Origin of the sequence: Streptomyces sp. NPDC048057 (assembly GCF_040653095.1) — a bacterium.
Taxonomy (GTDB): Bacteria; Actinomycetota; Actinomycetes; order Streptomycetales; family Streptomycetaceae; genus Streptomyces.
Window position 1 is genome coordinate 127,545 of the sequence record NZ_JBEZNF010000001.1, and the last position, 22,463, is coordinate 150,007.

The window sequence follows — 22,463 nt, forward strand, 5'->3', positions numbered from 1 at the left end:
TGAGATGTCCTTCCCGCTCCTTACCGCGACGGCGGTGGTCCCGGCAGTCGGGGCGATCGTCACCGCTGCGGTGCCCGCCGCGCGCAGGACGGCGGCCAAATGGCTGGCCCTGCTGTTCTCGCTGGTCACGCTGGTGCTGGCGGTGGTCGTCCTGGTCCGGTTCGACCCGGACGGCGCGCGCTACCAACTCACCGAGTCCCACTCCTGGATCGCCGAGTTCGGCGTGCGCTACGAACTGGGCGTGGACGGCATCGGGGCCGTGATGGTCGCGCTGACCGCGCTGCTGGTCCCGTTCGTCATCCTGGCCGGCTGGAACGACGCCGACCCCCAGGAGACCGGCAACTCCCGTTGGCGCCCCACCCAGGGCTTCTTCGCCCTGATCCTGATGGTCGAGGCCATGGTGGTGCTCTCCTTCGAGGCCACCGACGTCTTCCTCTTCTACATCCTCTTCGAAGCCATGCTCATCCCGATGTACTTCCTCATCGGCGGCTTCGGGGACCGGGCCCACCAGGGCACGGACGCCAACGCGGCGGCGCAGCGCTCCTACGCGGCCGTGAAGTTCCTCCTCTACAACCTGGTCGGCGGGCTGATCATGCTCGCCGCGGTGATCGGGCTGTACGTGGTCGCGGGCAGCTTCTCGCTCTCCGAGATCGCCGACGCCCGCGCCAGCGGCTCGCTGGACATGGCGACCAACACCGAACGGCTGCTCTTCCTCGGCTTCTTCTTCGCCTTCGCGATCAAGGCGCCGCTGTGGCCGCTGCACACCTGGCTGCCGAACGCGATGGGGGAGGCCACCGCTCCGGTCGCCGTCCTGATCACCGCGGTCGTCGACAAGGTCGGCACCTTCGCGATGCTCCGGTTCTGCCTCCAGCTCTTCCCGAACGCCTCGGAGTGGGCGACCCCGGTCATCGTGGTGCTGGCGCTGGTCAGCATCGTGTACGGGGCGCTGGTGGCGGTCGGCCAGCGCGACATCAAACGCCTGGTGGCGTACGCCTCCATCTCGCACTTCGGCTTCATCGTCCTGGGCATCTTCGCGATGACCTCCCAGGGGCAGTCGGGCGCGACGCTCTACATGGTCAACCACGGGATCTCGACCGCGGCGCTGATGCTGGTGGCCGGGTTCCTGATCTCCCGGCGCGGCTCGCGGCTCATCGCGGACTACGGCGGGGTGCAGAAGGTGGCGCCCGTCCTCGCGGGCACCTTCCTCATCGGCGGTCTGGCGACGCTGTCGCTGCCCGGGCTCGCGCCGTTCGTCAGCGAGTTCCTGGTCCTGGTGGGCACCTTCTCCCGCTATCCGGTCGCCGGCATCATCGCGACGTCCGGCATCGTGTTGGCCGCGCTCTACACCCTCGTCCTCTACCAGCGGACGATGACGGGCCCGGTCAAGGAGGAAGTGCGGAGCATGCCGGACCTCCGGCCGCGTGAGCTCGCCGTGGTGGCGCCGCTGATCGCGCTGCTGCTCTTCCTCGGCGTGTACCCGAAGCCGGTGACGGAGATCGTCAATCCGGCGGTGGAGCACACGCTGTCCGACGTACAGAAGAAGGACCCCCGGCCGGAGGTGGAGGCCAAGTGAGCCCGACAGCTGTCCACAACCTGTGGACGACGGCGGCCGATCCGGTCGACAAGATCAATGCGCCCGACATCGAGTACGGCCAGTTGGCGCCGGTCCTGATCGTGGTGGGCGCGGCGGTCGTCGGCCTGCTCCTGGAGGCGTTCCTGCCGCGCAGGATGCGGTACCACGCGCAGATCGTGCTCACCTCGTTCGCGCTGATCGCCGCGTTCGCCGCGATCATCGGCCTCGCCGAGGCGGGGTACGGCACGTCGAAGGTGAACATTGCCGCGATGGGCGCGATCGCCATCGACGGGCCGACGCTCTTCCTCCAGGGCACCATCCTGCTGGTGTCGTTGGTCGCGGTCTTCACCTTCGCCGAGCGCAAGCTGGATCCGGAGGCGCACGGCCAGAGCGTGGACTCCTTCGTGGCGCAGGCCGCGGCGGTGCCCGGCAGCGACAGCGAGAAGGCCGCCGTCAAGGCAGGCTTCACCACCACCGAGGTGTATCCGCTGGCGCTGTTCGCCATCGCCGGCATGCTGGTCTTCCCCGCGGCGAACGACCTGTTGACGCTCTTCATCGCGCTGGAGGTCTTCTCCCTCCCGCTGTACCTGCTCTGCGCGCTGGCCCGCCGCAAGCGGCTGATGTCGCAGGAAGCCGCGGTGAAGTACTTCCTGCTGGGCGCCTTCTCGTCGGCGTTCCTGCTCTTCGGCATCGCCCTGCTGTACGGGTACGCGGGCTCCGTCTCGTACGCCCGGATCGCCGACGTCGTCGACGGCACCGTCCGCACCGTGGACCCGGCCCTCGCCGACACCATGGGCAATGACGCCCTGCTGCTCGTCGGCTCGGCGATGGTCCTGATGGGCCTGCTCTTCAAGGTCGGCGCGGTCCCGTTCCACATGTGGACCCCGGACGTCTACCAGGGCGCGCCCACCCCCGTCACCGGCTTCATGGCGGCGGCGACCAAGGTGGCCGCCTTCGGCGCGCTGCTGCGGCTGCTGTACGTGGTGCTGCCCGGGCTGCGGTGGGACTGGCGGCCGGTGATGTGGGGCGTCGCGATCGTCACGATGCTGGCGGGCGCGATCATCGCGATCACCCAGACCGACATCAAGCGCCTGCTGGCGTACTCCTCGATCGCGCACGCCGGGTTCATCCTGGCCGGTGTGATCGCGGTGACGCCGGAGGGCATCTCCTCCGTCCTCTTCTACCTGGGGGCGTACTCGTTCGTGACGATCGGCGCCTTCGCGGTCGTCACCCTGGTGCGCGACGCGGGCGGCGAGGCGACGCACCTGTCCAAGTGGGCGGGGCTCGGCCGGCGTTCGCCGCTGGTGGCCGCGGTCTTCGCGGTCTTCCTGCTGGCCTTCGCCGGCATCCCGCTGACGTCCGGCTTCTCCGGCAAGTTCGCCGTCTTCAAGGCGGCGGCGGAGGGCGGCGCGGGCGCGCTGGTGGTGGTCGGCGTGATCTCCTCCGCGATCGCGGCGTTCTTCTACATCCGGGTCATCGTCCTGATGTTCTTCAGCGAGCCGAAGGCGGACGGCCCGACGGTCGCGGTCCCGTCGGCGATGACGATGACGGCGATCGGCCTGGGCGTGGTGGTCACCCTGGTGCTGGGCGTCGCCCCGCAGTACTTCCTGGACCTGGCGAGCCAGGCGGGCGTGTTCGTGCGCTGACCGGCGGACCATGTGCAAGGGCCCGGCCCCCTCCCGAAATCCGGGAGGGGGCCGGGCCCTTGCACATGGTCCGCGGACGTCAGGTGTTGCGCGACCTCTTGGGAGTGATCTCGGTGAGATCCAGGTCCACGGTGAAGGGGGCCGAGACCTTCATCCGGTCGTGGAAGATCCCGGTGGCAACGTACTGGCCCGTGGCGGGCTCCAGTTCGAAGACGTACACCACCGCCCGACCCTGGTTGTTCTCCACGCGCCAGTAGTGGGCGATGCCGGCCCGCGCGTACTTGAGGGGTTTGGTCTCGCGGTCCCGCCCCACGGATTCCGGCGAGACGACTTCGACCGCGAGGACGACGGCCTCGGCGGGGAAACGGGTCTGGTCCGCGTCCTCGACCACGTCCGCCCGCACCACCACGACATCGGGCTCCGGCCGGTTCTGCCGGTCGATGTCAATGGTGAACTCCCTGACGACCTCGTAGTCCTCGGGGGTGAGGGAGTGCAGTTGCCACTCGAAGAAACTGACTGCTCGTGCGTGGAAAAGAGTCTGCGGACTCACGAAGACGAGGCTCCCGTCGATCAGCTCCGTGTGCGGAGGCAGGTTCGGAAGCGTGTCCAGGTCGTCAGCGGTCCAGCCGCCTGCGGGCGGCATCGGCCACGCCCGCTCGGGCCGAGGGGGCTCGGGTTCGACGCTCATCAGTGCTCCCATGCGGAGGAGTCTCGCCGGTGCGGTCAGGTTATCGGGCGGGAATGCCGACCAGTCCATAGGACGGGTGAACGAGTGCGTGGTGTTGACGCAACCTCGCACCCGTCAGGGCGTCGGGACGACGCGGCCGGTGACCTCGCCGAGGCCGACGCGGACGCCGTCCGCCCCCGGGGACCAGGCCGTCATCGTCACCACGTCGCCGTCCTCCAGGAAGGTCCGCTTGCCCTCGGGGAGTTCGAGGGGGTCCCGGCCGTTCCAGGTGAGTTCCAGCAGGGAGCCGCGCTGGTGGACCTCGGGGCCGCTGACCGTGCCGGAGGCGAAGACGTCGCCCGTACGGAGGGAGGCGCCGTTCACCGTGAGGTGGGCGAGTTGCTGGGCGGCCGTCCAGTACATGGTGGCGAAGGGCGGTTCGGCGATCACATGGCCGTTGACCGCGACGGTGATCCGCAGGTCGAAGCCGCCCTTCTCCTCGTCCGCCGAGTCGTCCAGGTACGGCAGGACGGGGACGTCCCGCGCGGGCGGGTCGGTGCGGGCCGCGTCCAGGGCCTCCAGCGGGGTCACCCAGGCCGAGACGGACGTGGCGAACGACTTGCCGAGGAAGGGGCCGAGGGGAACGTACTCCCACGCCTGGATGTCGCGGGCGGACCAGTCGTTGAGGAGGAAGAGGCCGAAGACGTGGTCGCGGAAGTCCGCGAGGGGGACCGGGCGGCCGGCGGTCGAGGGGGTGCCGATGAGGAAGCCGACCTCCGCCTCGACGTCGAGCTTGACGGAGGGGCCGAAGACGGGCGCCGGGTCCGTGGGGGCCTTGCGCTGCCCCTGCGGGCGCACCACGTCCGTGCCCGAGACGACGATGGTGCCGGAGCGGCCGTGGTAACCGATCGGGAGGTGCTTCCAGTTCGGGGTCAGCGGGTCGCCGCCGGGGCGGAACATCTGGCCGACGTTGGCGGCGTGGTGCTCGCTCGCGTAGAAGTCGACGTAGTCGGCGACCTCGTACGGCAGATGCATGGTGACGGTGTCGAGCGGGTGCAGCAGGGGCTCGACGTCGGCGCGGTGCGCGGGGACGGTGACCCAGGCGGTGAGCGCGCGGCGCACGTCGTGCCAGCAGGTGCGGCCGGCGGCCAGCAGGCGGTTGAGCGACGGCTGGTCGAGGAGCGCGGTGTAGGGGGAGCCGAGGGCGCGCGCCGCTGCCCCCGCGTCGAGGACGTAACGGCCGATGCGGACGCCGAGCCTGCGCCGGTCGGGTTCGGCGGCGGTGGTGAAGACGCCGTACGGGAGGTTGTGCGGCCCGAAGGGGTCGCCCTCGGCCAGGTCGAGCGGGCTCTGCTCGGACATCGGTGCCTGCCTCGCTTTCCGCGGTGGATCCACGCTGTGGGGTCCACGTTACGTGGGAGGCGCATGGGTTCGGCAGGGCGCGATCACCCGGCGTTCGTCCGGCGGTCACCCGGCGATTCGGGGGAATCGTTTCTTCCAGGTGCGGTGGAACACCACCTCCCGGCCGTCCCGGCAGACCACCTCGTCCTCGGCGACGAAGTCCGCCGCGTCGCAGGCCAAGCAGGAGCGGACTTCCACCGTGGCGGTCCAGGGCTTGGTCCGGGGGTCACCGGGTTCCTCCGGGCGGTGGAAGCGGGCCGTCCACGTCGTCTCGGCGCGGGCGCTGAGCGGGTCGTCCGCCCGGATCGTCCGGACCTCGACGGCGTCCTCGAACAGTTCGAGCCCGTCCGGATGGCGGCGGGCGCGCTGGGCGTCCCGGGGCCGCGGGTCGGTCTCCACCCGCCACTCGCCGGTGTCGACGTCCCTGATCACCCGGCGCTCCCCCGGCTCTTCGTCGGGCGTGGCGAGGGGAACGGTGGAGCTGATCCCGAGCGGTTGCGAGCGTTCCGGTTCGGCGTGGGGCGGCCGGTCGGCGGACCGGTTCGCGCCGTGCCGGACCGGCAGGTCGAGCCGGGAGCCCGTGGGGACGAGGACGAAACCGGTCGAGCCCGTCTGCGGCCACACCCACGGCCAGTACGCCGACGAAACCGCCAGCCGGATGCGGTGTCCGGGCGGGAAGACGTACCCGATGGAGTGGAGTTCGAGGGCCACGTCCTCCGTGCTGCCCGGTGTCCAGGCGTGCGCGCGCTCCCGGCCGTGGCGCGCCGCCAGGTTCAGTACGCCCCGGGTGACCAGCGCGGGCGAGCCGTCGGGTGCCACGTCGCACAGTCGTACGACGACCTGGCCGTGCGGTACGGCCATCCGCAGCCGGAGCGTCACCCGGGGGTTGCCGAGGACGGTGACGCCGCCCCTTGCCGGGCCCTCTCCTCTCTCTTCCCCGTCACCCGCGACGGGGAATTCGAAGCACGCGGAGCGCGCGTCCTCGCTGCGCTGATCGGGGGCGCGGTCGGACGTACGACCGGTGGTCGACAGCCAGCGCCCCGCGTCCACGCCGGTGTGCTGCGGTGCGGCGACCGGCCGGGGAGCGCCCGTCAACGGGTACGGAACGGTGCGCACGCGCGGGGACGGCCAGGCGTCCTCGGCGATCCAGTGCCCGGGGCCGCCGGGACCGTCGGGCGTGGTCAGCCAGACCCTCAGCAGGGGTTCGTCGGCGGTCGGCGCGGCGGAGCCCCGGTCGTCCGCGTCCCGCAGGTGCCGTTCCCACCACCGCAGCGTCTCGTGCAGGAAGCCGATCGCCGGGCCGGGGTGCCCGTGGTCCGGGTACTGGTGGGCCCAGGGGCCGACCAGACCGCGCACCCGGTCCGCCGGCAGCGCCGCCAGCAGCCGGAAGACGGTGTCGCGGTACGGGTCGCGCCATCCGCCCACGGCGAGGACGGGCACCCGTACGGAGGCGAGGCCGGCGCCGCCTCCCACGGCCCGGCCGTCCCAGAAGTCGTCGCGGAGCTGGTGTGCCAGGAGGGTGTGCAGGGGCGGCGTCACGGTCTCCAGGCGGGCCGCCCACAGCTCGCGCCAGGCGCCGCCCGCGTAGGAGGGGTCGGGCGGTCGGCACAGCTCGGACAGCAGGGCCGTCGCACCGGAGTGCAGGGGGTCGGCCGCGACCGAGCCGCCCAGGTAGGCGCCGCCGTTGTCGTACGGGGCGTCGGTGGCGCCGACCGTGACCACGGCCGCCAGGGGGTCGGGCGCGAGCGCGGCGAGGCGCAGGGCGACGTCGGCTCCCGCGCCCAGGCCGAAGGCGCCGATCCGGCCGGTGCTCCAGGGCTGGGCGGCCAGCCACTCGACGGCCTCGGCCGCGTCGGCGGCGGTCGCGGTCGGGTCGTCGGCGGGGGAGCCGGTGCTGTTGCCGTGGCCGCGGGCGTCGACGCGCACCGAGGCGTATCCGTGCGCCGCGTACCAGGGGTGGCGCTGGGCGTCGCGGGCCGCAGTGGCGTCGGTGAGCCGGTCCGGGGCGTACTCCAGCAGGACCGGGGCAGGGGCGTCGGCGAGCGGGCGCCAGATGCGCGCGTGGAGGAGGGTGCCGTCGTGCAGGGGGATGCGTACGTCGTCGTGGCGAACCGTAGCCCCCGGGGGTGGCGGTGGAGGTGGTGCAGACGGTACGGATGGTGCGGTGGGTGGACGGGCGTGGCTCATGGCGTGCCTCGGTGCACGGGGTGCGGGGTGGTCCCTCAAACGGCTCCGGTGCCGGCCCGGTCCGGCCCCGACCGAGGGCCTGCCCCGGCCTCGGTCGCGGCCGTGATTCGGGGAGGTTTCCGGATCCCGGTGAAAAGGCTCACCCCTGGGCGTATGTGCTGATCACGAACATACCGGCGGAGGCGGGAAGGCGCTCACGGTGATCGAAAGACGACCGGATACGCTGACTTGAGTGAATGCAGCGACAGATCGACAATCCGTGTGATTATCAGCAGACAGGAGACTCCCTCGTGACCGTCGTCGGGCCGTTCGGGCTGAGCGTGCGGGACCAGGCTCTTGAGGCCGATGTCCAGAACGGACTGTCCGCCGTCGAGGCGGGTCTGCTCGAAGCCACCAAGAGCGAGGTGCCCTTCATCACGGAGGCCGCCCAGCACCTCGTGCGCGCCGGCGGCAAGCGCTTCCGGCCGCTGCTGGTGATGCTGGCGGCGCAGTTCGGCGACCCGCACGCTCCGGGCGTGGTGCCCTCCGCCGTCGTCGTCGAACTCACGCACCTGGCAACCCTGTACCACGACGACGTGATGGACGAGGCGGACGTGCGCCGCGGGGTGGCCAGCGCCAACGCCCGCTGGGGCAACTCCGTCGCCGTCCTGACCGGCGACTTCCTCTTCGCCCGCGCCTCGCACATACTGGCCGACCTGGGCCCGGAGGCGGTCCGCATCCAGGCCGAGGCGTTCGAGCGGCTGGTCACCGGGCAGATCCTGGAGACCGCCGGGCCGCGGGGCGGGCGCGACCCCGTGGCGCACTACCTGGACGTCATCGGCGGCAAGACCGGCTCGCTGATCGCGGTCTCCGGCCGCTTCGGCGCGATGATGTCCGGCGCCGACGAGGGCGTCATCGACATCCTCACCCAGTACGGGGAGCGGCTCGGGGTCGCCTTCCAGCTCGCGGACGACGTCCTCGACATCGCCAGCGACTCCCACGAGTCCGGCAAGACGCCGGGCACGGACCTGCGCGAGGGCATCCCGACGCTGCCGGTGCTGCACCTGCGCGCCCGCGCCGAGGCGCAGGGCCTGCCGGAGGACCTGGAGCTGGTCGAACTCCTCGCGGGCGACCTCGCCGACGACGCCCGGCACGCTGAGGTGCTGCTGCGGCTGCGCGCCCACCCCGCGCTGGAGCAGGCCCGCCGGGACACCGTGCGCTACGCGGAGGAGGCGCGGGCGATGCTCGCCCCGCTGCCGGAGTGCTACGCGCGGGCGGCGCTGGAGGAGTTGTGCGACGCGGTGGTGCACCGCGCGGGCTGAGCGCGGGACGGGGGCGACGTCGTAGGGGCGGTTCGCGGAAGCGTTCCGCCGCGCCGCTCGACGTCGTGCCGTGTCGTTTCGCCGGATCCGGGGAGGGCCGTACGGGGCGTCCAGACGGGCTTCGGGGCCGGTGGTCCCTGCGGGACGGGCCGATGCGGTCTGCCGCGAACGGGCACGGGTGGTCAGACTGTCACCATGGTTCTCGCGACGACGGATGATGCTGCCACCAACGAGCTGCTCGAACGTTTCATCGACGGGGTCCGGCCGCTGGTGCCGCTGGTCTCGGTCTGGGTCCACGGCTCCATCGCCGCCGGGACGGACTATCAGCCGGGCCGCAGCGACCTCGACCTGATCGCGGTCGTGGAACGGCCCTGCACGGACGCCGAGGAGAAGGAACTCGCCTCGTTCCACGAGGGGCTGGAGCGGGCCCTGCCGCTCGCGGAGAAGCTGCACTGCAGCTACGTCCCCCTCCAGGAGGTGGCCGAGCCGGAGCGGGACCACCTCACGTGGGCCATGCGGGAGCAGTTCCGGCGCCCCGTGGACCTGGTGACCCGCGCCGAGCTGCACCGCTTCGGACGGGTGCTGTACGGGCGGCCGGTCGCCGGGCTGCTCCCCGAGGTGACCGAGGGTCAACTGAAGGAGTACATCGTGCGGAACGCGCGCGAGTACCTGCTGCCCTGTCTGGACCAGGAGGAGATGTTCCAGCAGGACCCGTGGGTGGACTACGGGATGCTGTCGCTGGCGCGGGCCCTGGTGACGCTGCGGGACGGCACGCTCATCACCAAGGCCGAGGCCTTCGGCGTCCTGGCCAGGCTCGGAGCGCCCGCCGAGGTCGTGGCGGACATCAGGAAACGGCGGTACGGGACAGCGCCCGGGGCCGGCGCGGTGGCTGAGCCCGTGCCCGCTTCGCAGGAGTGGTTGTACCGCAGGGCGCAGCTCACGCTGGCGTTCCTACGACCGCAGGTGCAGTGGATCGTCGATACGTACGACGAAGGTTGATGCCCCCTAGGGCTGTTCCCTATCGGTTGGGGGAGGCCACCGATGGATCCCTCATCCCTGAGCAGTACGCCAACTTGCTCCCGGGGGTTGACGCCCGAGCGGCGTCGATTTGGTCAGATGGAACCACTGCTCGAACCAGTCGCATCAGTCGAACCACTGCTCCAGTCCGCACCACTGCTCGTGACCGTTCACGGAGGATAGGGCACACCATGGCACCGAACGACAGCGCACAGACCACCGAAGAGGCGGGAGCCGCCGGCCGGGTGCGCCGGCGAAAGGCGGCTCGTTACGCCCTCCCGGTCGCGGTGGCGGGGGTGGCGGCGGCGACCATCGGTCTGGTCCCCGCACTCGCGGCCTCCGGCGACCCCGAGCTGCCGAAGATCAGCGCCCAGGAGCTGATCGAGAAGATCGCCGCGTCCGACACCCAGCAGCTCTCCGGCACGATCAAGGTCAGCACGGACCTGGGCCTGCCGGACTTCGGCGGCCTTGCGGACTCCGTCCTCTCCGGCATGGGCGAGGCCGGCGGCGAGGGCGGGGACGGCCCGTCGGCATCCCCTGACGCCAAGCTGATGGAGCTGGCGTCCGGGTCGCACACGCTCCGCGTCGCCGTCGACGGTCCCGAGCGGCAGAAGCTCTCCATCCTGGAGGACTCCGCCGAGTACAGCCTGATCCGCAACGGCGCCGAAGTGTGGGCGTACGACAGCAAGTCGAACGAGGTCGTGCACCACAAGGGCGAGGCCCCGGGCAAGGGCGGGAAGAAGGGCGACGAGGGCTTCACCGGCCCCGAGGACCTGCCGACCACGCCCAAGGAGCTCGCCGCCAAGGCGCTGGAGGCCGCCGACAAGAACACGTCAGTGACGGTCGACGGCACCGCGAAGGTGGCCGGCCGCTCCGCGTACCAGCTGGTCATCAAGCCCAAGCAGAGCGGCTCGACGATCGGCTCGATCAAGGTCGCGGTGGACTCCAAGACGGGGACGCCGCTGAAGTTCACGCTGGTGCCGTCCAGCGGCGGCAAGGCGGCCGTCGACGTCGGCTTCACCAAGGTCGACTTCTCCCGGCCCGCCGCGTCCACCTTCGACTTCGCCCCGCCCAAGGGCGCGAAGGTGACGGAGGCGGACGAGCTGGCGGAGCAGTCGTCCCAGGACTTCGGGGCACCGGAGCTGAAGGGCGAGCTGCCGAAGGAGTTGGAGAAGGAGCTGAAGGACGGCCTCAAGGGCGGCGAGGACCTGAAGGACCTGAAGGGCCTTGAGGACTTCGGCGGCCCGCAGGTCATCGGCGAGGGCTGGACCACGATCGGGAAGATCGAGTCCCCCGCGGGCGAGGGCTTCACCCCGCCGAAGAAGGGCGAGCTGCCGCCCGCGGCCGAGGGCTTCCTGAGCTCCTTCGGTGACCCCGTCAGCGGGAAGTTCGGCTCGGGCACGGTCTTCAAGACCCGCCTGGTCAACGCCCTGATGACGGACGACGGCACGGTCTACGTGGGCGCCGTCACCAAGGACGCGCTGGTGAAGGCGGCGAACGCCGACAAGTAGCCGATGCCGGAGGCCCGCGCCACCGCGGCGGGCCCGACAGGCAGACGCAGCGGTTGCCGTTCGTCCCGCCGTGCAGGTCGTACGGTGGGGCGGACGGCGCCGTGGTCGGGCGCCCGGGGCGCCCGAAGGAACGGGGGAGCGTAATGACAGCGGTGATCGAGACGCGCGGGCTCACCAAGCGCTATCGAGGCGGCCAGTTGGCCGTCGACCGGCTCGACCTCACCGTGCCGGCGGGCAGCGTCTTCGGCTTCCTCGGCCCCAACGGCTCCGGGAAGACGACGACCATCCGGATGCTGATGGGCCTCATCGAGCCGACGACCGGCAGCGCGACAGTGCTCGGCGCGGCGATGCCGAAGGCCGCCCGCACCGTGCTGCCGCAGGTCGGCGCATTGATCGAGGGGCCAGCGCTCTACGGGTTCCTGAACGGGCGGGACAATCTCCTGCGGTACGACTCCGCCGACCCCACCGCCGACCCGCGCACCCGCAGCGCCCGCGTCGCCACCGCCCTGAACCGGGTGGGGCTGACCTCGGCCGCGGGGAAGAAGGCCAGGGCGTACTCCCTGGGGATGAAGCAGCGGCTGGGGCTGGCCGCCGCGCTGTTGCGCCCGCGCCGACTCCTCGTCCTGGACGAGCCGACGAACGGCCTGGACCCCCAGGGCATGCGGGAGATCCGCTCCCTGGTCCGGGAGCTCGCCGCCGACGGCACGACCGTCTTCCTCTCCTCCCATCTGCTGGACGAGATCGAGCAGGTCTGCACCCATGCGGCCGTGATGGCGCAGGGGCGGCTGCTGGTGCAGGGGCCGGTCGCCGACCTGGCGGCCCGGGCCCGCGGCCGGCTGACGGTCCTCACCCCGGACACGGACGACGCCGCCCGGGTCCTCAAGGAGCGGGGAGTGACGGGAGTGGCGGTCGCAGCCGAAGAAGGCCGGGTCAGCGGTGATCCGCCCGACCCCGAGGCCGAGCTGGCGGAGCTGAGCGCGGCGCTGGTGGAAGCGGGCGTGCGGGTGCGCGGCTTCGGGGTGGAGCGGGCGTCCTTGGAGGACGCGTTCGTGGAGCTGACGGGGGAGGGCTTCGATGTCGCGGGCTGAGGTGCAGGGCGGGGCCGCGGCTCAGGTCGAGCCGGAGCCGACGGCGGCGGAGCGGGGTCGCCCGCTGCGCACCCTCGGGATCTTCCGCTCCGAGCTGTTCACCACCCTGCGCCGCTGGCGGACCCTCGCGCTGCTCGGGGTGCTCGCGGCGGTGCCCGTCCTCATCGGCATCGCCGTGAAGATCGAGACCGGTGGCGAGGGCGGCGGTCCTCCCGGCGACGGAGAAGGACCCGCCTTCATCTCCCAGGTCACGAACAACGGCCTGTTCCTGGTCTTCGCCGCGCTCGCCGCGACGCTGCCGGTCTTCTTGCCGATGTCGGTCGGTGTCGTCGCGGGCGACGCGATTGCGGGGGAGGCGTCCGCCGGCACCCTGCGGTATCTGCTGGTGGCCCCCGCGGGACGGACCCGGCTGCTGCTCGCGAAGTACGTCACGGCCCTGGTCTTCTGCCTGGTGGCGACTTTGGTCGTGGCGGCGTCGGCGCTCGCCGTCGGGGCGCTGCTGTTCCCTCTCGGGGACGTCACCACCATCTCCGGGACGGAGATCTCCTTCACCGAAGGACTGGTGCGGGCCGGGTTGATCGCCGGTGTCGTGGCGGCCTCGCTCGCGGGGTTCGCGGCGCTCGGACTGTTCGTCTCGACGCTCACGGGCAGCGGCATCGCGGCGATGGCGGCCACGGTCGGACTGTTGATCACCGTGCAGATCCTGGACACCATCCCGCAGTTGGACGAGATCCACCCCTATCTGTTCTCGCACTACTGGCTGTCGTTCTCGGACCTGCTGCGGGAGCCGGTGTTCTGGGACGAGGTGCAGAAGAACCTCGGACTCCAGGCGGTGTACGTGGCGGTGTTCGGCTCGGCGGCGTGGGCGCGGTTCACCACGAAGGACATCACGGCCTGACGAGCCCCGCGGGGCCGCGGGCGCGGCTGGGTCGAGGCTGCGGGGCGGTGTCACGGGACCGGGCATGGCTGCATGCGTGTGCGGTGGGTGCACACGCATGCAGCCTGTGGGGGGTGGCGGCTCCGGGGAAGCCTGGTGAGGGTCGGGGACGGGTGGGGGGTGGGGGGGCTAGAAGGTGAGCTTCCAGCTGTTGACGTAGCCGGTGTCCTGCGGGCCGACGTCCTGGACGCGTAGCTTCCAGTCGCCGTTGGCGGGCTCGCTGGACGCGTTGACGGTGTAGGTGGCGATGACGTTGTCGGCCGAGTCGTTGCCGCTGGAGTTCTTCAGTCGGTACGCGGTGCCGTCGGGCGCCAGCAGGTCCACCACGAGGTCACCGCGCCAGGTGTGCCGGATGTCCACCCCGACGGAGAGGGCGGGCGGGGCGTTCCCGGTGCGTCCGGAGACGGTGACGGTGGAGGTCACGGCCGCACCGTTGTCCGGAATGGCGACGTCCACGGCGTTCTCGTAGCTGTCGCCGGGCGGGACGGACGTCCCGCTGCCGAGCGTCCACACCGCGTGGGCGATCGCGTCGCTGTTGCGGTCCAGCGCGGTGTCGTTGATGTTCGACGTGGTGTCGCACGACGAGTGGTAGCAGCGGTCGAACGCCTGGCCCGCCGTGCCGCCCCACTTCTGCGCCTGCGCCGCCGTCTTCGTCCGGCCCGCTCCGGTGAACAGGCCGCCGACGCGTATGCCGACGTTCTTGAAGGAGGCGTGGTCCGAGCGGCCGTCGCCCTCGGTCTCGATCTCGGTCGCGACGCCGAGCCCGGCGAAGTGGTCCTTGAAGACCTTCTCCAGCTCCACGTCGTCGTCGTAGACGAAGTAGCCGGGGTTCGGCGAGCCGATCATGTCGAAGTTGAGGTACGAGGAGATCTTCGACCGCTCCGCCGACGGGAGGTTGTTGACGTAGTACCGCGAGCCGATCAGGCCCAGTTCCTCCGCGCCCCACCAGCCGAAGCGCAGGTGCTTGGTGGGGTTGAGCTGGGCGCGGGAGACGGCGAGGGCGGTCTCCAGGACGGCGGCCGAGCCGGAGCCGTTGTCGTTGATGCCGGCGCCGGAGGAGACGGAGTCCAGGTGGGCGCCGGCCATCAGGACCTGGTTCGGGTCGCCGCCCGGCCAGTCGGCTATCAGGTTGTAGCCGGTGGTGCCGCCCGAGGTGAACTGCTGGATGGAGGTGGTGTACCCGGCGGCGTCCAGCTTCCCCTTCACGTAGTCCAGCGAGGCGCGGTAACCGGGCCGGCCGTGGGCGCGGTTGCCGCCGTTGGCCTGGGCTATCGACTGGAACTGACTCAGGTGCGCCTTGACGTTGGCGAGCGGTATGTCCGGTGCGGCGGCCGTGGTTGCCGAGGTCGCCGACGCAGGGGCGGTCGGCGCCGCTGCCGCCGTGGCCGCGGGGAAAGCCGCCGCGAGCAGCCCGGCCAGGGCCGTCGCCGCGGTCGAGAGCACGCGTCTGGGGCGGTGGGGACGCCGCGGATCGCGCGGCAGGGGGACAGAGAGCTTCATGTGGGGGCTCCGTGGATTCCGTACGGGGACAGGACGGAACGTGCGAGACGCCCTGGAACGGCGGGGTCCAGGGCGCTGGAGCTGGTGGTGCGTGAGCCGTGGTGCACCCGGTGACGGACCGGGGTGGGGCGGGTGGCACGGAGTGGCGCGTGGTACGTGCTCAGAGTTCAGCGAGAGTTGGCAGGACCGTCAAGGGCGGAAACCGGTCAGTCGTGTTCGCCCAGCGGACACTTTGCGTCCCCGTAACGGACAACTCCGAACGGATTGCGCGGCGTTGCGGACCGTGCGGAGTCGTCGTCGCGGTGCGGCGGTCACTCCACGCAGAACTCGTTCCCCTCCGGGTCCGCCATGGTCGTCCACGATCCGCCGTGCTGCTCCCGCCGGTACAGCACCGCCGCGCCGAGTCCCCGGAGTCGGGAGACCTCCTCCTCGACCCGCTCCGTGCCCACGTGGACGTCCAGGTGGAGGCGGTTCTTGCCGGACTTGGCCTCGGGGACGCGCTGGAACAGCAGCCGACGGCCGAGCCCGACGCCCTTCTGTTCGTCGTACGGGTCGTCCGGATGCCGGACTGCGGCGAAATCCCGCCAGACGTCGCGGTCGGCCCGGTGGAGCGTCGAGTCCTCCGGCAGATGGCCGGCCCCGCGCAGCCAGCCGATCAGGGTGCTGTGGTCCTCGACCTCGTACCCGAGGGCGGCGGCCCAGAAGTCGGCCTGGGCGTGCGGGTCGTTGGCGTCGATGGTGACTTTCCAGTGCAGTGCCATGAAACCGTTTATAGTGGTTACATGAGCGAGCTCGCAAGGGGATTCGTCCTCCATCCACCGAAGGGGCGCCCGTTCCACTTCGACACCGGCGCCCTCAGCCTCGATCTGCTCATCACCGGCGGCCCGGGCCGGCTGGCCCGCTGGGAGATGTTGTACGAGCCCGCCGACCTGGTGCGTTGGGCAGAGTGGAGCCGGTTGCCGGACGGGCTGGCGCCGGTGGTCACCCCGGACGAGGTGCGGTCGGCGCGGGTGCTGCGGGACGCGCTGCACGGCGTGACGGCCGCGCGGGCGCACGGTCGGGAACTGCCCGCGGGCGACCTCGCCGTGGTCAACCGCGCCGCGGCCGAACCGCCGCCCGTGCCGCGCTTCGGCGCGGACGGCGCGCGGGGTTGGGTGCCCGGGGCGACCGGGGCGCAACTGCTGTCGGCGGTGGCCCGGGACGCGGTGGAGCTGTTCACCGGGCCGTACGCCCACCGGATCCGCGAATGCGCCACCGACAACTGCTATCTGCTCTTCGTCGACACCTCGCGCCCCGGGCGCCGGCGCTGGTGCTCCATGGAGCGCTGCGGAAACCGCCACAAGGTGCGGGCCCACCGCGCCCGCAACGCTTCCGCGGGCGCCCCTGATTCGCTCGACCCGTCGGTCATCTGAGAGCTGGAGGCGGAGGTGTTGCGGGGCGCGGGGAACTGCGCGAACAACCCGCACCGGCCGGTAGGGACCAACGCGCCCCCTGGGCTGCGGCGGCTACGTCCCATGGCTCAGGGGCCTGCTTTGCCGATCTTGCCCAGACCGGCGTAGGCGGTTCTGCGATGAATGTCACGGCTGTGGGCACTTGTCCGGGACTGGACTCGCGGACGAGGGTGGGACGATGCACGATCCCTCCGAACACGGCCGTGGACACGGCGACGGCGACGGCCCGGTCGCCGACTGCCCCCTGGTGGGCGTCGTCGCCGCGTACCTGCCCCGGCTCTCGGAGTTCGCCTTCGACCCGGGGCTCGTCGCCGCGGTCGACCAGCACGCCGCGAGCCTCCGCGACGCGCTGGTGCCCCGGCCGCGCCGGAGCGCGGGCCGGGGCCGGGGCTGGTCGGACGCCGGTTCCGTACGCCGTGAGGACCTGGCGGACTACGTCCTCGGCTTCACGGACTGGCTCGCGGAGACGGAGTGGACCGAGCCGGTGGGGCACGACTTCGCCACGCTGAGGCTCACCGCGGTCTGCTGGCTGGTGCGCGAGCACGACCTGTTGTCGCGGTGAGCCACGCCGCGGCCGTACGGGAAGGACGGGCCGCGGGCTACATGGGGTCGTAGGGGCCCTCGTCGTTCGGGCGGCCGGTGCGGCCACCTCCCGTACCTCCCGCACCACCCCTGTCGCCTCGACCGCTGGCCGTCGTGCGCGTGCCGGGTGCCGGCTGGCCGGCCGCCGCGTCCGCCCGGCCGCGCTGGTACGCGCTGATCTTGTCCCGCGCCCCCGACGACTCCTCCTCCGCCTTCGACAGCCAGCGCTCCCACCGCGAGCGCATCGGCCCGATGAGCCCGCCGCCGACGCCGACGATCAGGACGCCCGCGACCGTGCCGAGGACGGCGAGGAGCAGCGGGCCGGTGACGGCCGTCGCGATGCCCGCCTGCCCCAGCGCGGCGATCGCACCGAGCGCCACGATGAACGCCCAGGCCACGGTGGCCAGGACCTTCCCGTACGAGGTGCCGCTCAGGGAGTCCTCGATGATCTCGCGGACGGCGCGCGCGATGGCCATCGCCACCACGACGATCACCAGGGCGACGATCGCCTTCGGCAGCCAGGCGACCACGGCCTGGATCATCACGCTGATGGGGTTGGGGCCGAAGACCCCGAAGGCCAGTTGCAGCACGATCAGCAGCAGGCCGTAGTAGATGACCTTGGTGATGATGCCGGTGGCGTCGTACGAGGAGTTCCGCAGGGCGTGGGCGGCCCCGCTGCGCTCGGCCAGCTTCTCCGAGCCCACCTTGCGCAGCAGCTTGTCGACCACCTTGGCTATCAGCTTGGCGATGAACCAACCTATGAGCAGGACGACGAGGAAGCCGATGAGCTTCGGTATGAACTGGGCCACCGAGTTCCACGCCTGCGAGAAGCCCGCGCCGAAGTCGACGGAGAGGGCCAGGGGGTCGGACCGGGGCTGGTCCAGGGGGTCCAGGTGCTGGGGCAGGGGCATGGCGCACTCACTCCGTCCGCTGACGGCCCCGGTGGTCCCGGGACCCGGACTTCGGTCGTAACACCGGTGGGGGCACGGGGCCTGCGCCGGGATGCGGGCGGGGGCCGATCGAGTGGTGGATTGCGCCGCCCCGGTGGGCTGCGGGCCCGTCGTCGTACGCCGCCCGTACGACGTTCCTCCGGCCTGCTTGGGGGGATGGCTCAGGTCGTGGGCTCGGCCTGGGCGGGGGTCTCGGACCGCGCCTGCGTCACGGGCTCCACCTCGACCAGCGCTGAAGCCGTAGCCGGAGTCGTAGCCGTAGCCGGAGTCGGCGCCGAAGTTGCCGCCGCCGCCCGCAGTGCCTCCGCCGCCTTGCTCGTACGCCGTGCCGTGCGCAACGCGTCCCACGTCAGCACCATCAGCGCCAGCCACACCAGCCCGAACCCGGCCCACCGCTCGGCCGGCATGTCCTCGCGGAAGTACAGGACGCCCAGGAGGAACTGGAGGATCGGCCCCAAGTACTGCAACAGGCCCAGCGTCGACAGCGGCACGCGTATCGCCGCCGCGCCGAAGCAGACCAGCGGGACCGCGGTGACCAGGCCGCTCGCCGCGAGCAGCGCCATGTGCCCGACGCCCTCGGTCCCGAAGGCGGCGTCCCCCTGCACCGTCAGCCACACCAGATAGCCCAACGCGGGCGGGAAGAGGATCGCGGTCTCCGCGGCCAGGGACTCCAGGCCGTCGATGTTCGCCTTCTTCTTCGCCAGTCCGTACGTGGCGAACGAGAACGCCAGGACCAGCGAGATCCACGGCGGCTGCCCGTGGCCGATCGCCAGCACCAGCACCGCCGAGAGACCGACGCCGACCGCCGCCCACTGCGCGGGGCGCAGCCGCTCCTTCAGCAGCAGGACGCCGATGGCGATGGTGACCAGCGGATTGATGAAGTAGCCGAGGGACGCCTCGATCACGCGGCCCGTGTTCACGGACCAGATGTACACGCCCCAGTTGACGGATATCACCACGGCCGCGAGGGCGACGAGCCCCAGCTTGCGCGGGTCGCGCAGCAGTTCGCGCAGCCACGCCCAGCGCTTCAGCACCAGCAGCGCGAGGGCGACGACCACCAGGGACCAGGTCATCCGGTGCGCCAGGATCTCGGTCGCCCCGGCCGGCTTCAGCAGCGGCCAGAAGAGGGGGACCAGGCCCCACATCCCGTAGGCCCCGATCGCGTACAGGAGTCCGGCCCGCTGGTTGCCGTTCGATGTCACTGGACCTCCCGTGCCGTGTGTCTCACCCCGACGAAGGTACGCGCCCCGGAACCGCGCTGTCATGCCCGTTCCGCAATACGGTCATGACGACCGTGCGGGGTGCGAGGGGCGCGGGGGCGTACGGCCACCGGAACCGGATGAACCGGTTCGCGCGTCCAACTCCGAAGTGGACCGGGCGTGTTGTCGATGGCGAGTCGTACCATCGGCGGCGCGGGGGCGTGCGGGGGCGGCGCGGGACCGCCGGGTCGAGGACCGTGCCGACGCAGGGGGCAGGACTGCATGGCGTACGGAAGGGTGATGGCGCGGGCCGGCTGCGGCGCCGTGGTCGGGGCGCTGCTGCTGGTGGGGTGCTCCGGCGCCGATGCCGACGGGGAGGGCGAGCGTTCGGGGCCGTCCTCTTCGGGATCCTCGGAACCATCGGAATCCTCGGGGTCCTCGGCGAACGCGTCGTCCCGTCCGGTCGGGCAGCCGTCGAAGCGCCCGGGCGACCGGGCCATCACCCCCGATCCGGCCCGGGTGCCGCGTACCGAAGCGCAGGCCCGCGCCCTGGCGGAGAAGGTCGTCGCCGGCCCGGACACCTGGGGCCCGGGCTATGTGCAGCGCACCCCGTATCTGACCCCGCCCGGCCACTGGCTCGTCCTGGACGAGGGGTGCGTCTGGCAGCGAGCGCCCCGCCCGGCCGGCGTCCTCCACAGCCTCACCGCCCACAGCGAGCTGCCCGCGGGCCCGGGCAGGGGGCCGGTCCGCGTCGCCGCCACGGTGAACGTCCACCGCGACGCGAAGGGCGCCGACTGGGACATGGCCGAGACCCTGGAGGAGACCCTGCGCTGCCCGGACCAGACCCTGCGCGAGGGCGAGCGCGTCAAGAACCTGTGGTCGCAGGGCCGGTGGTACGGCCGGGGCAACGACCTCGCGGACGACTCCGTCTTCGAGACCGGCGACTACGAGAACGCCCAGTTCGACCGCGCCTACACCTACAACTGGTACCAGGCCCGCTACGGCCCGGTCACCATCACCGTCACGTCCAAGGGCGCCAAGGGCCACAAGGACGACGACATCGACAAGGCGCGCTTGGAGGCGTTCATCGCGATGCTCGGACGGGTCGAGACCCAGCTGGGTGCGGAGGTCGATCGATGAGCCCGGGGGACGGGCTCCCGGCAGGGGCCGTCGGCCGGCTGCTGCCGTCGGATCCGTCGACCGTCGGCGGATACCGCCTGCTGGGCCGGCTGGGCGCGGGCGGCATGGGCGTCGTCTACCTGGGGCGTACGGACGCGGGCGAGCTGGCCGCGGTCAAGGTGACGCTCGCGGACCTCGCCGACCGGCCCGACTTCCGGGCCCGCTTCCGACGCGAGGTGGCCGCGGCGCGCCGGGTGGCCAGCCCCTGGGCGGCGGCCGTCACCCACGCGGATCCGGACGCGCCGCTGCCGTGGCTGGCCACCGCCTTCGTGCCGGGTCCCCCGCTCGCCGACGCGGTGGCGCGGCACGGTCCGCTGCCGGAGCGGAGCGCACGGATCCTGGGCGCGGCGGTCGCGCGGGCGCTGGCCGAGGTCCACGCGGCCGGCCTGGTGCACCGGGACGTCAAGCCGGCGAACGTGCTGCTGGCGGTGGACGGGCCGCGCCTGATCGACTTCGGGATCGCGCGGGCCGCGGACGGGGCGGAGGACGGCACGGCGATCACCAGCACGTCCGTGGTGGTCGGCACGCCGGGGTTCCTCGCGCCCGAGCAGGCGGAGGCGCGCGGCGCCGGGATCGGTCCGGCGAGCGACGTCTTCGGGCTGGGCTGCCTGTTGGCGTACGCGCTCACCGGACGGCCGCCGTTCGGACACGGCGCGGTGGACGCGCTGCTCTATCGGACCGTGCACGACGAACCGGACCTCGGTGGCATCGGCGACCGTGGCGACGGTGCCGGGTTGGTGGGGCTGCTCACGGCGTGCCTGGAGAAGGAGCCGGGGCGGCGGCCGGGCGCGGCGGAGGTCGCCGAGCGGCTGACGACCGGCCTCGAGGCCCCGTCCGTCATCCGGTCCGCGCACCCGTCTACAGCCCCGCCCGTAGCTCCGTCCGTCGACCTTTCCATTGACGCGGACTGGCTGCCGCCCGACGTCGTGCGCACCATCGCGGAGCGTTCGGCCGCGCTGCTCGCGCTGCCGGGCATCGACCCGACGCAGGCGGACGGTCCGCGGGACGGTCCGGCCGTTTCGGCGGGGCGCAGGCGGACGTTCCTGTACGCGGGCGTGGGAGGGGCGCTCGCCGTGGCGGCCGGGGGCGTCGGGCTGTGGGCGGCGCTGCGGGACGACGGAGCGCGGCGGCCGGCCGGAGCGGGCGCCGGCTCCCGCGGCGCGAGCTGGACGATCGGCGTGCAGGCCGACCTGTCGGGGCCGCGGAAGGAGATCGGCGTCGAGCAGGAGCGCGGGGCCCGGCTGGCGGTGGAGCAGTTCGACGCCCGCGAGGACAAGCCCTTCGCCCTCGCCGTCAGGACCGCGGACGACGCCGGGGACCCGGCCAGGGCCGCGGCGGCGGCCCGACGGCTGGCCGACGAGCCGTCGGTGTTCGCCGTCCTCGGCTCCACCGGCGACTACACGACGGTGGCGTCCCTGCCCGTGTACGACGAGGCGTCGCTCACCCTGGTGGCGAACTCCGTCGGCGCCGTCTCCCCGACCGACGAGGAGAACCGCGTCTTCCTGCGGGCCGCCCCCGCCCACGGCACCATGGGCGTCCAACTGGCCCTGTACGCCGGGCAGAAGGCGGGCGCCGAGGTCCTGGGCGCGGTGCAGGACCGTTTCGACGACGAGTACTCCTGGGAGTACGTCACGACCCTGCGCCGGTGGATGCCCAAGATGGGCGGGCGCGTCGTGCCGCGGGTGGTCCCCATGTCCGTCGAGGACTACCGCCCGGTCGTCGAGCAGATGATGGCGGCCGGCGTCGACGCGTACGCCCACTGCGGCTCGGCCGTCGGAGCGGCGCGCGCGGCCCGTGCGCTCCGGGCCGCCGGCTTCGTGGGAGCGAAGATCGCCACGTCGACGGCGCTGGACTCGGAGTTCCTACGGCTGGCCGGCGCCGACGCCGAGGGGTGGGTGATCGGCGCCCCCGCGTCCGACCCGGCCGCCCGGCCGAAGGCGGCGCCCTTCCGCACGGCGTACGCCAAGAGGTACGGCCGCCCGCCCGGCCCGTACGCGGGGGAGTCCTTCGACTGCGTCAACCTGATGATCAAGACGTTGGAGGACGCGGTGCGCACCGGCGGCAGCCGCGCCCCGCGCCGGGCCGACCTGGCCGTGGCGCTGCGCAAGGCGGAGCACGTCGGCGTCATGGGCGCCTACGCGTTCGAGGCGAAGACGGGGGACTTCGCCCTCCTCGGCACGCATCTCTTCCAGATCAAGAACGGCCGGCGCCGCTATCTGGGCCCCGCGCCCAGCCGCGTCCCGCCGGCATCGACGCCGACGCCGTGACGAGCGG

The 22,463-nt window shown here is 72.2% G+C and carries 18 protein-coding genes; 11 read left to right on the plus strand and 7 right to left on the minus strand.

Annotation, left to right across the window (positions count from 1 at the left end; translation table 11 throughout):
* Positions 1-4: 4 nt before the first annotated feature.
* Both AB0E05_RS00610 and nuoN read left to right on the plus strand, forming a co-directional pair.
* On the plus strand, positions 5-1,573 hold the full coding sequence (locus tag AB0E05_RS00610; protein WP_361956438.1) for an NADH-quinone oxidoreductase subunit M: 1,569 nt from the start codon (positions 5-7) through the stop codon (positions 1,571-1,573).
* Complete coding sequence (nuoN, locus tag AB0E05_RS00615; RefSeq protein ID WP_361956441.1) at positions 1,570-3,219, plus strand: NADH-quinone oxidoreductase subunit NuoN; 1,650 nt, start codon at positions 1,570-1,572, stop codon at positions 3,217-3,219. Before AB0E05_RS00610 ends, nuoN begins: the two co-directional genes overlap by 4 nt.
* Positions 3,220-3,298: 79 nt before the next feature.
* Here the strand turns inward: nuoN and AB0E05_RS00620 are convergent, their stop codons facing one another.
* From AB0E05_RS00620 to AB0E05_RS00630, 3 genes are all read right to left on the minus strand, one after another.
* Entirely contained in the window at positions 3,299-3,907 is a 609-nt protein-coding gene (locus AB0E05_RS00620; protein ID WP_361956444.1) for a Uma2 family endonuclease, read from the minus strand.
* 114 nt (positions 3,908-4,021) lie between these two features.
* The gene (gene fahA, locus AB0E05_RS00625; RefSeq protein WP_361956447.1) at positions 4,022-5,248 is read right to left on the minus strand and encodes a fumarylacetoacetase; all 1,227 of its coding nucleotides are present in this window, start codon (positions 5,246-5,248) and stop codon (positions 4,022-4,024) included.
* A 105-nt stretch (positions 5,249-5,353) separates the two neighbouring features.
* Positions 5,354-7,474, minus strand: coding sequence for a CocE/NonD family hydrolase (locus tag AB0E05_RS00630; protein WP_361956450.1), 2,121 nt, complete (start codon positions 7,472-7,474; stop codon positions 5,354-5,356).
* Between the two features lie 290 nt (positions 7,475-7,764).
* On the opposite strand from AB0E05_RS00630, the gene AB0E05_RS00635 reads away from it, so the two are divergent.
* From AB0E05_RS00635 to AB0E05_RS00655, 5 genes are all read left to right on the plus strand, one after another.
* Positions 7,765-8,775: a polyprenyl synthetase family protein gene (locus tag AB0E05_RS00635; protein WP_361956453.1), complete on the plus strand. Its 1,011-nt coding sequence runs from the start codon at positions 7,765-7,767 to the stop codon at positions 8,773-8,775.
* Positions 8,776-8,970: 195 nt separating this feature from the next.
* On the plus strand, positions 8,971-9,774 hold the full coding sequence (locus AB0E05_RS00640) for a nucleotidyltransferase domain-containing protein (protein ID WP_361956455.1): 804 nt from the start codon (positions 8,971-8,973) through the stop codon (positions 9,772-9,774).
* Positions 9,775-9,983: 209 nt separating this feature from the next.
* On the plus strand, positions 9,984-11,303 hold the full coding sequence (locus AB0E05_RS00645; protein ID WP_361956458.1) for a DUF2092 domain-containing protein: 1,320 nt from the start codon (positions 9,984-9,986) through the stop codon (positions 11,301-11,303).
* Positions 11,304-11,446: 143 nt separating this feature from the next.
* The gene (locus tag AB0E05_RS00650; protein ID WP_361956461.1) at positions 11,447-12,391 is read left to right on the plus strand and encodes an ABC transporter ATP-binding protein; all 945 of its coding nucleotides are present in this window, start codon (positions 11,447-11,449) and stop codon (positions 12,389-12,391) included.
* On the plus strand, positions 12,378-13,289 hold the full coding sequence (locus tag AB0E05_RS00655; protein ID WP_361956464.1) for an ABC transporter permease: 912 nt from the start codon (positions 12,378-12,380) through the stop codon (positions 13,287-13,289). The genes AB0E05_RS00650 and AB0E05_RS00655 overlap by 14 nt, the downstream gene beginning before the upstream one ends.
* Before the next feature lie 168 nt (positions 13,290-13,457).
* Here the strand turns inward: AB0E05_RS00655 and AB0E05_RS00660 are convergent, their stop codons facing one another.
* Positions 13,458-14,828 (minus strand): M28 family metallopeptidase, encoded by a 1,371-nt coding sequence (locus tag AB0E05_RS00660; protein WP_361956467.1) that lies wholly within the window; start codon positions 14,826-14,828, stop codon positions 13,458-13,460.
* Between the two features lie 311 nt (positions 14,829-15,139).
* Positions 15,140-15,589, minus strand: coding sequence for a VOC family protein (locus AB0E05_RS00665; protein ID WP_361956470.1), 450 nt, complete (start codon positions 15,587-15,589; stop codon positions 15,140-15,142).
* 21 nt (positions 15,590-15,610) lie between these two features.
* Between AB0E05_RS00665 and AB0E05_RS00670 the strand changes: the two genes are divergently transcribed.
* Both AB0E05_RS00670 and AB0E05_RS00675 read left to right on the plus strand, forming a co-directional pair.
* On the plus strand, positions 15,611-16,240 hold the full coding sequence (locus AB0E05_RS00670) for an ABATE domain-containing protein (protein ID WP_361956472.1): 630 nt from the start codon (positions 15,611-15,613) through the stop codon (positions 16,238-16,240).
* 217 nt (positions 16,241-16,457) lie between these two features.
* Positions 16,458-16,841, plus strand: a complete 384-nt coding sequence (locus AB0E05_RS00675) for a DUF6401 family natural product biosynthesis protein (protein ID WP_361956475.1) — start codon at positions 16,458-16,460, stop codon at positions 16,839-16,841.
* Between the two features lie 37 nt (positions 16,842-16,878).
* Here the strand turns inward: AB0E05_RS00675 and AB0E05_RS00680 are convergent, their stop codons facing one another.
* Both AB0E05_RS00680 and rarD read right to left on the minus strand, forming a co-directional pair.
* Positions 16,879-17,772: a hypothetical protein gene (locus AB0E05_RS00680; RefSeq protein ID WP_361956478.1), complete on the minus strand. Its 894-nt coding sequence runs from the start codon at positions 17,770-17,772 to the stop codon at positions 16,879-16,881.
* 200 nt (positions 17,773-17,972) lie between these two features.
* On the minus strand, positions 17,973-18,956 hold the full coding sequence (rarD, locus tag AB0E05_RS00685) for an EamA family transporter RarD (RefSeq protein WP_361957233.1): 984 nt from the start codon (positions 18,954-18,956) through the stop codon (positions 17,973-17,975).
* Between the two features lie 336 nt (positions 18,957-19,292).
* On the opposite strand from rarD, the gene AB0E05_RS00690 reads away from it, so the two are divergent.
* Positions 19,293-20,150, plus strand: a complete 858-nt coding sequence (locus AB0E05_RS00690) for a hypothetical protein (RefSeq protein ID WP_361956481.1) — start codon at positions 19,293-19,295, stop codon at positions 20,148-20,150.
* Positions 20,147-22,456, plus strand: coding sequence for a bifunctional serine/threonine-protein kinase/ABC transporter substrate-binding protein (locus AB0E05_RS00695; RefSeq protein ID WP_361956484.1), 2,310 nt, complete (start codon positions 20,147-20,149; stop codon positions 22,454-22,456). Before AB0E05_RS00690 ends, AB0E05_RS00695 begins: the two co-directional genes overlap by 4 nt.
* Positions 22,457-22,463: the final 7 nt, after the last annotated feature.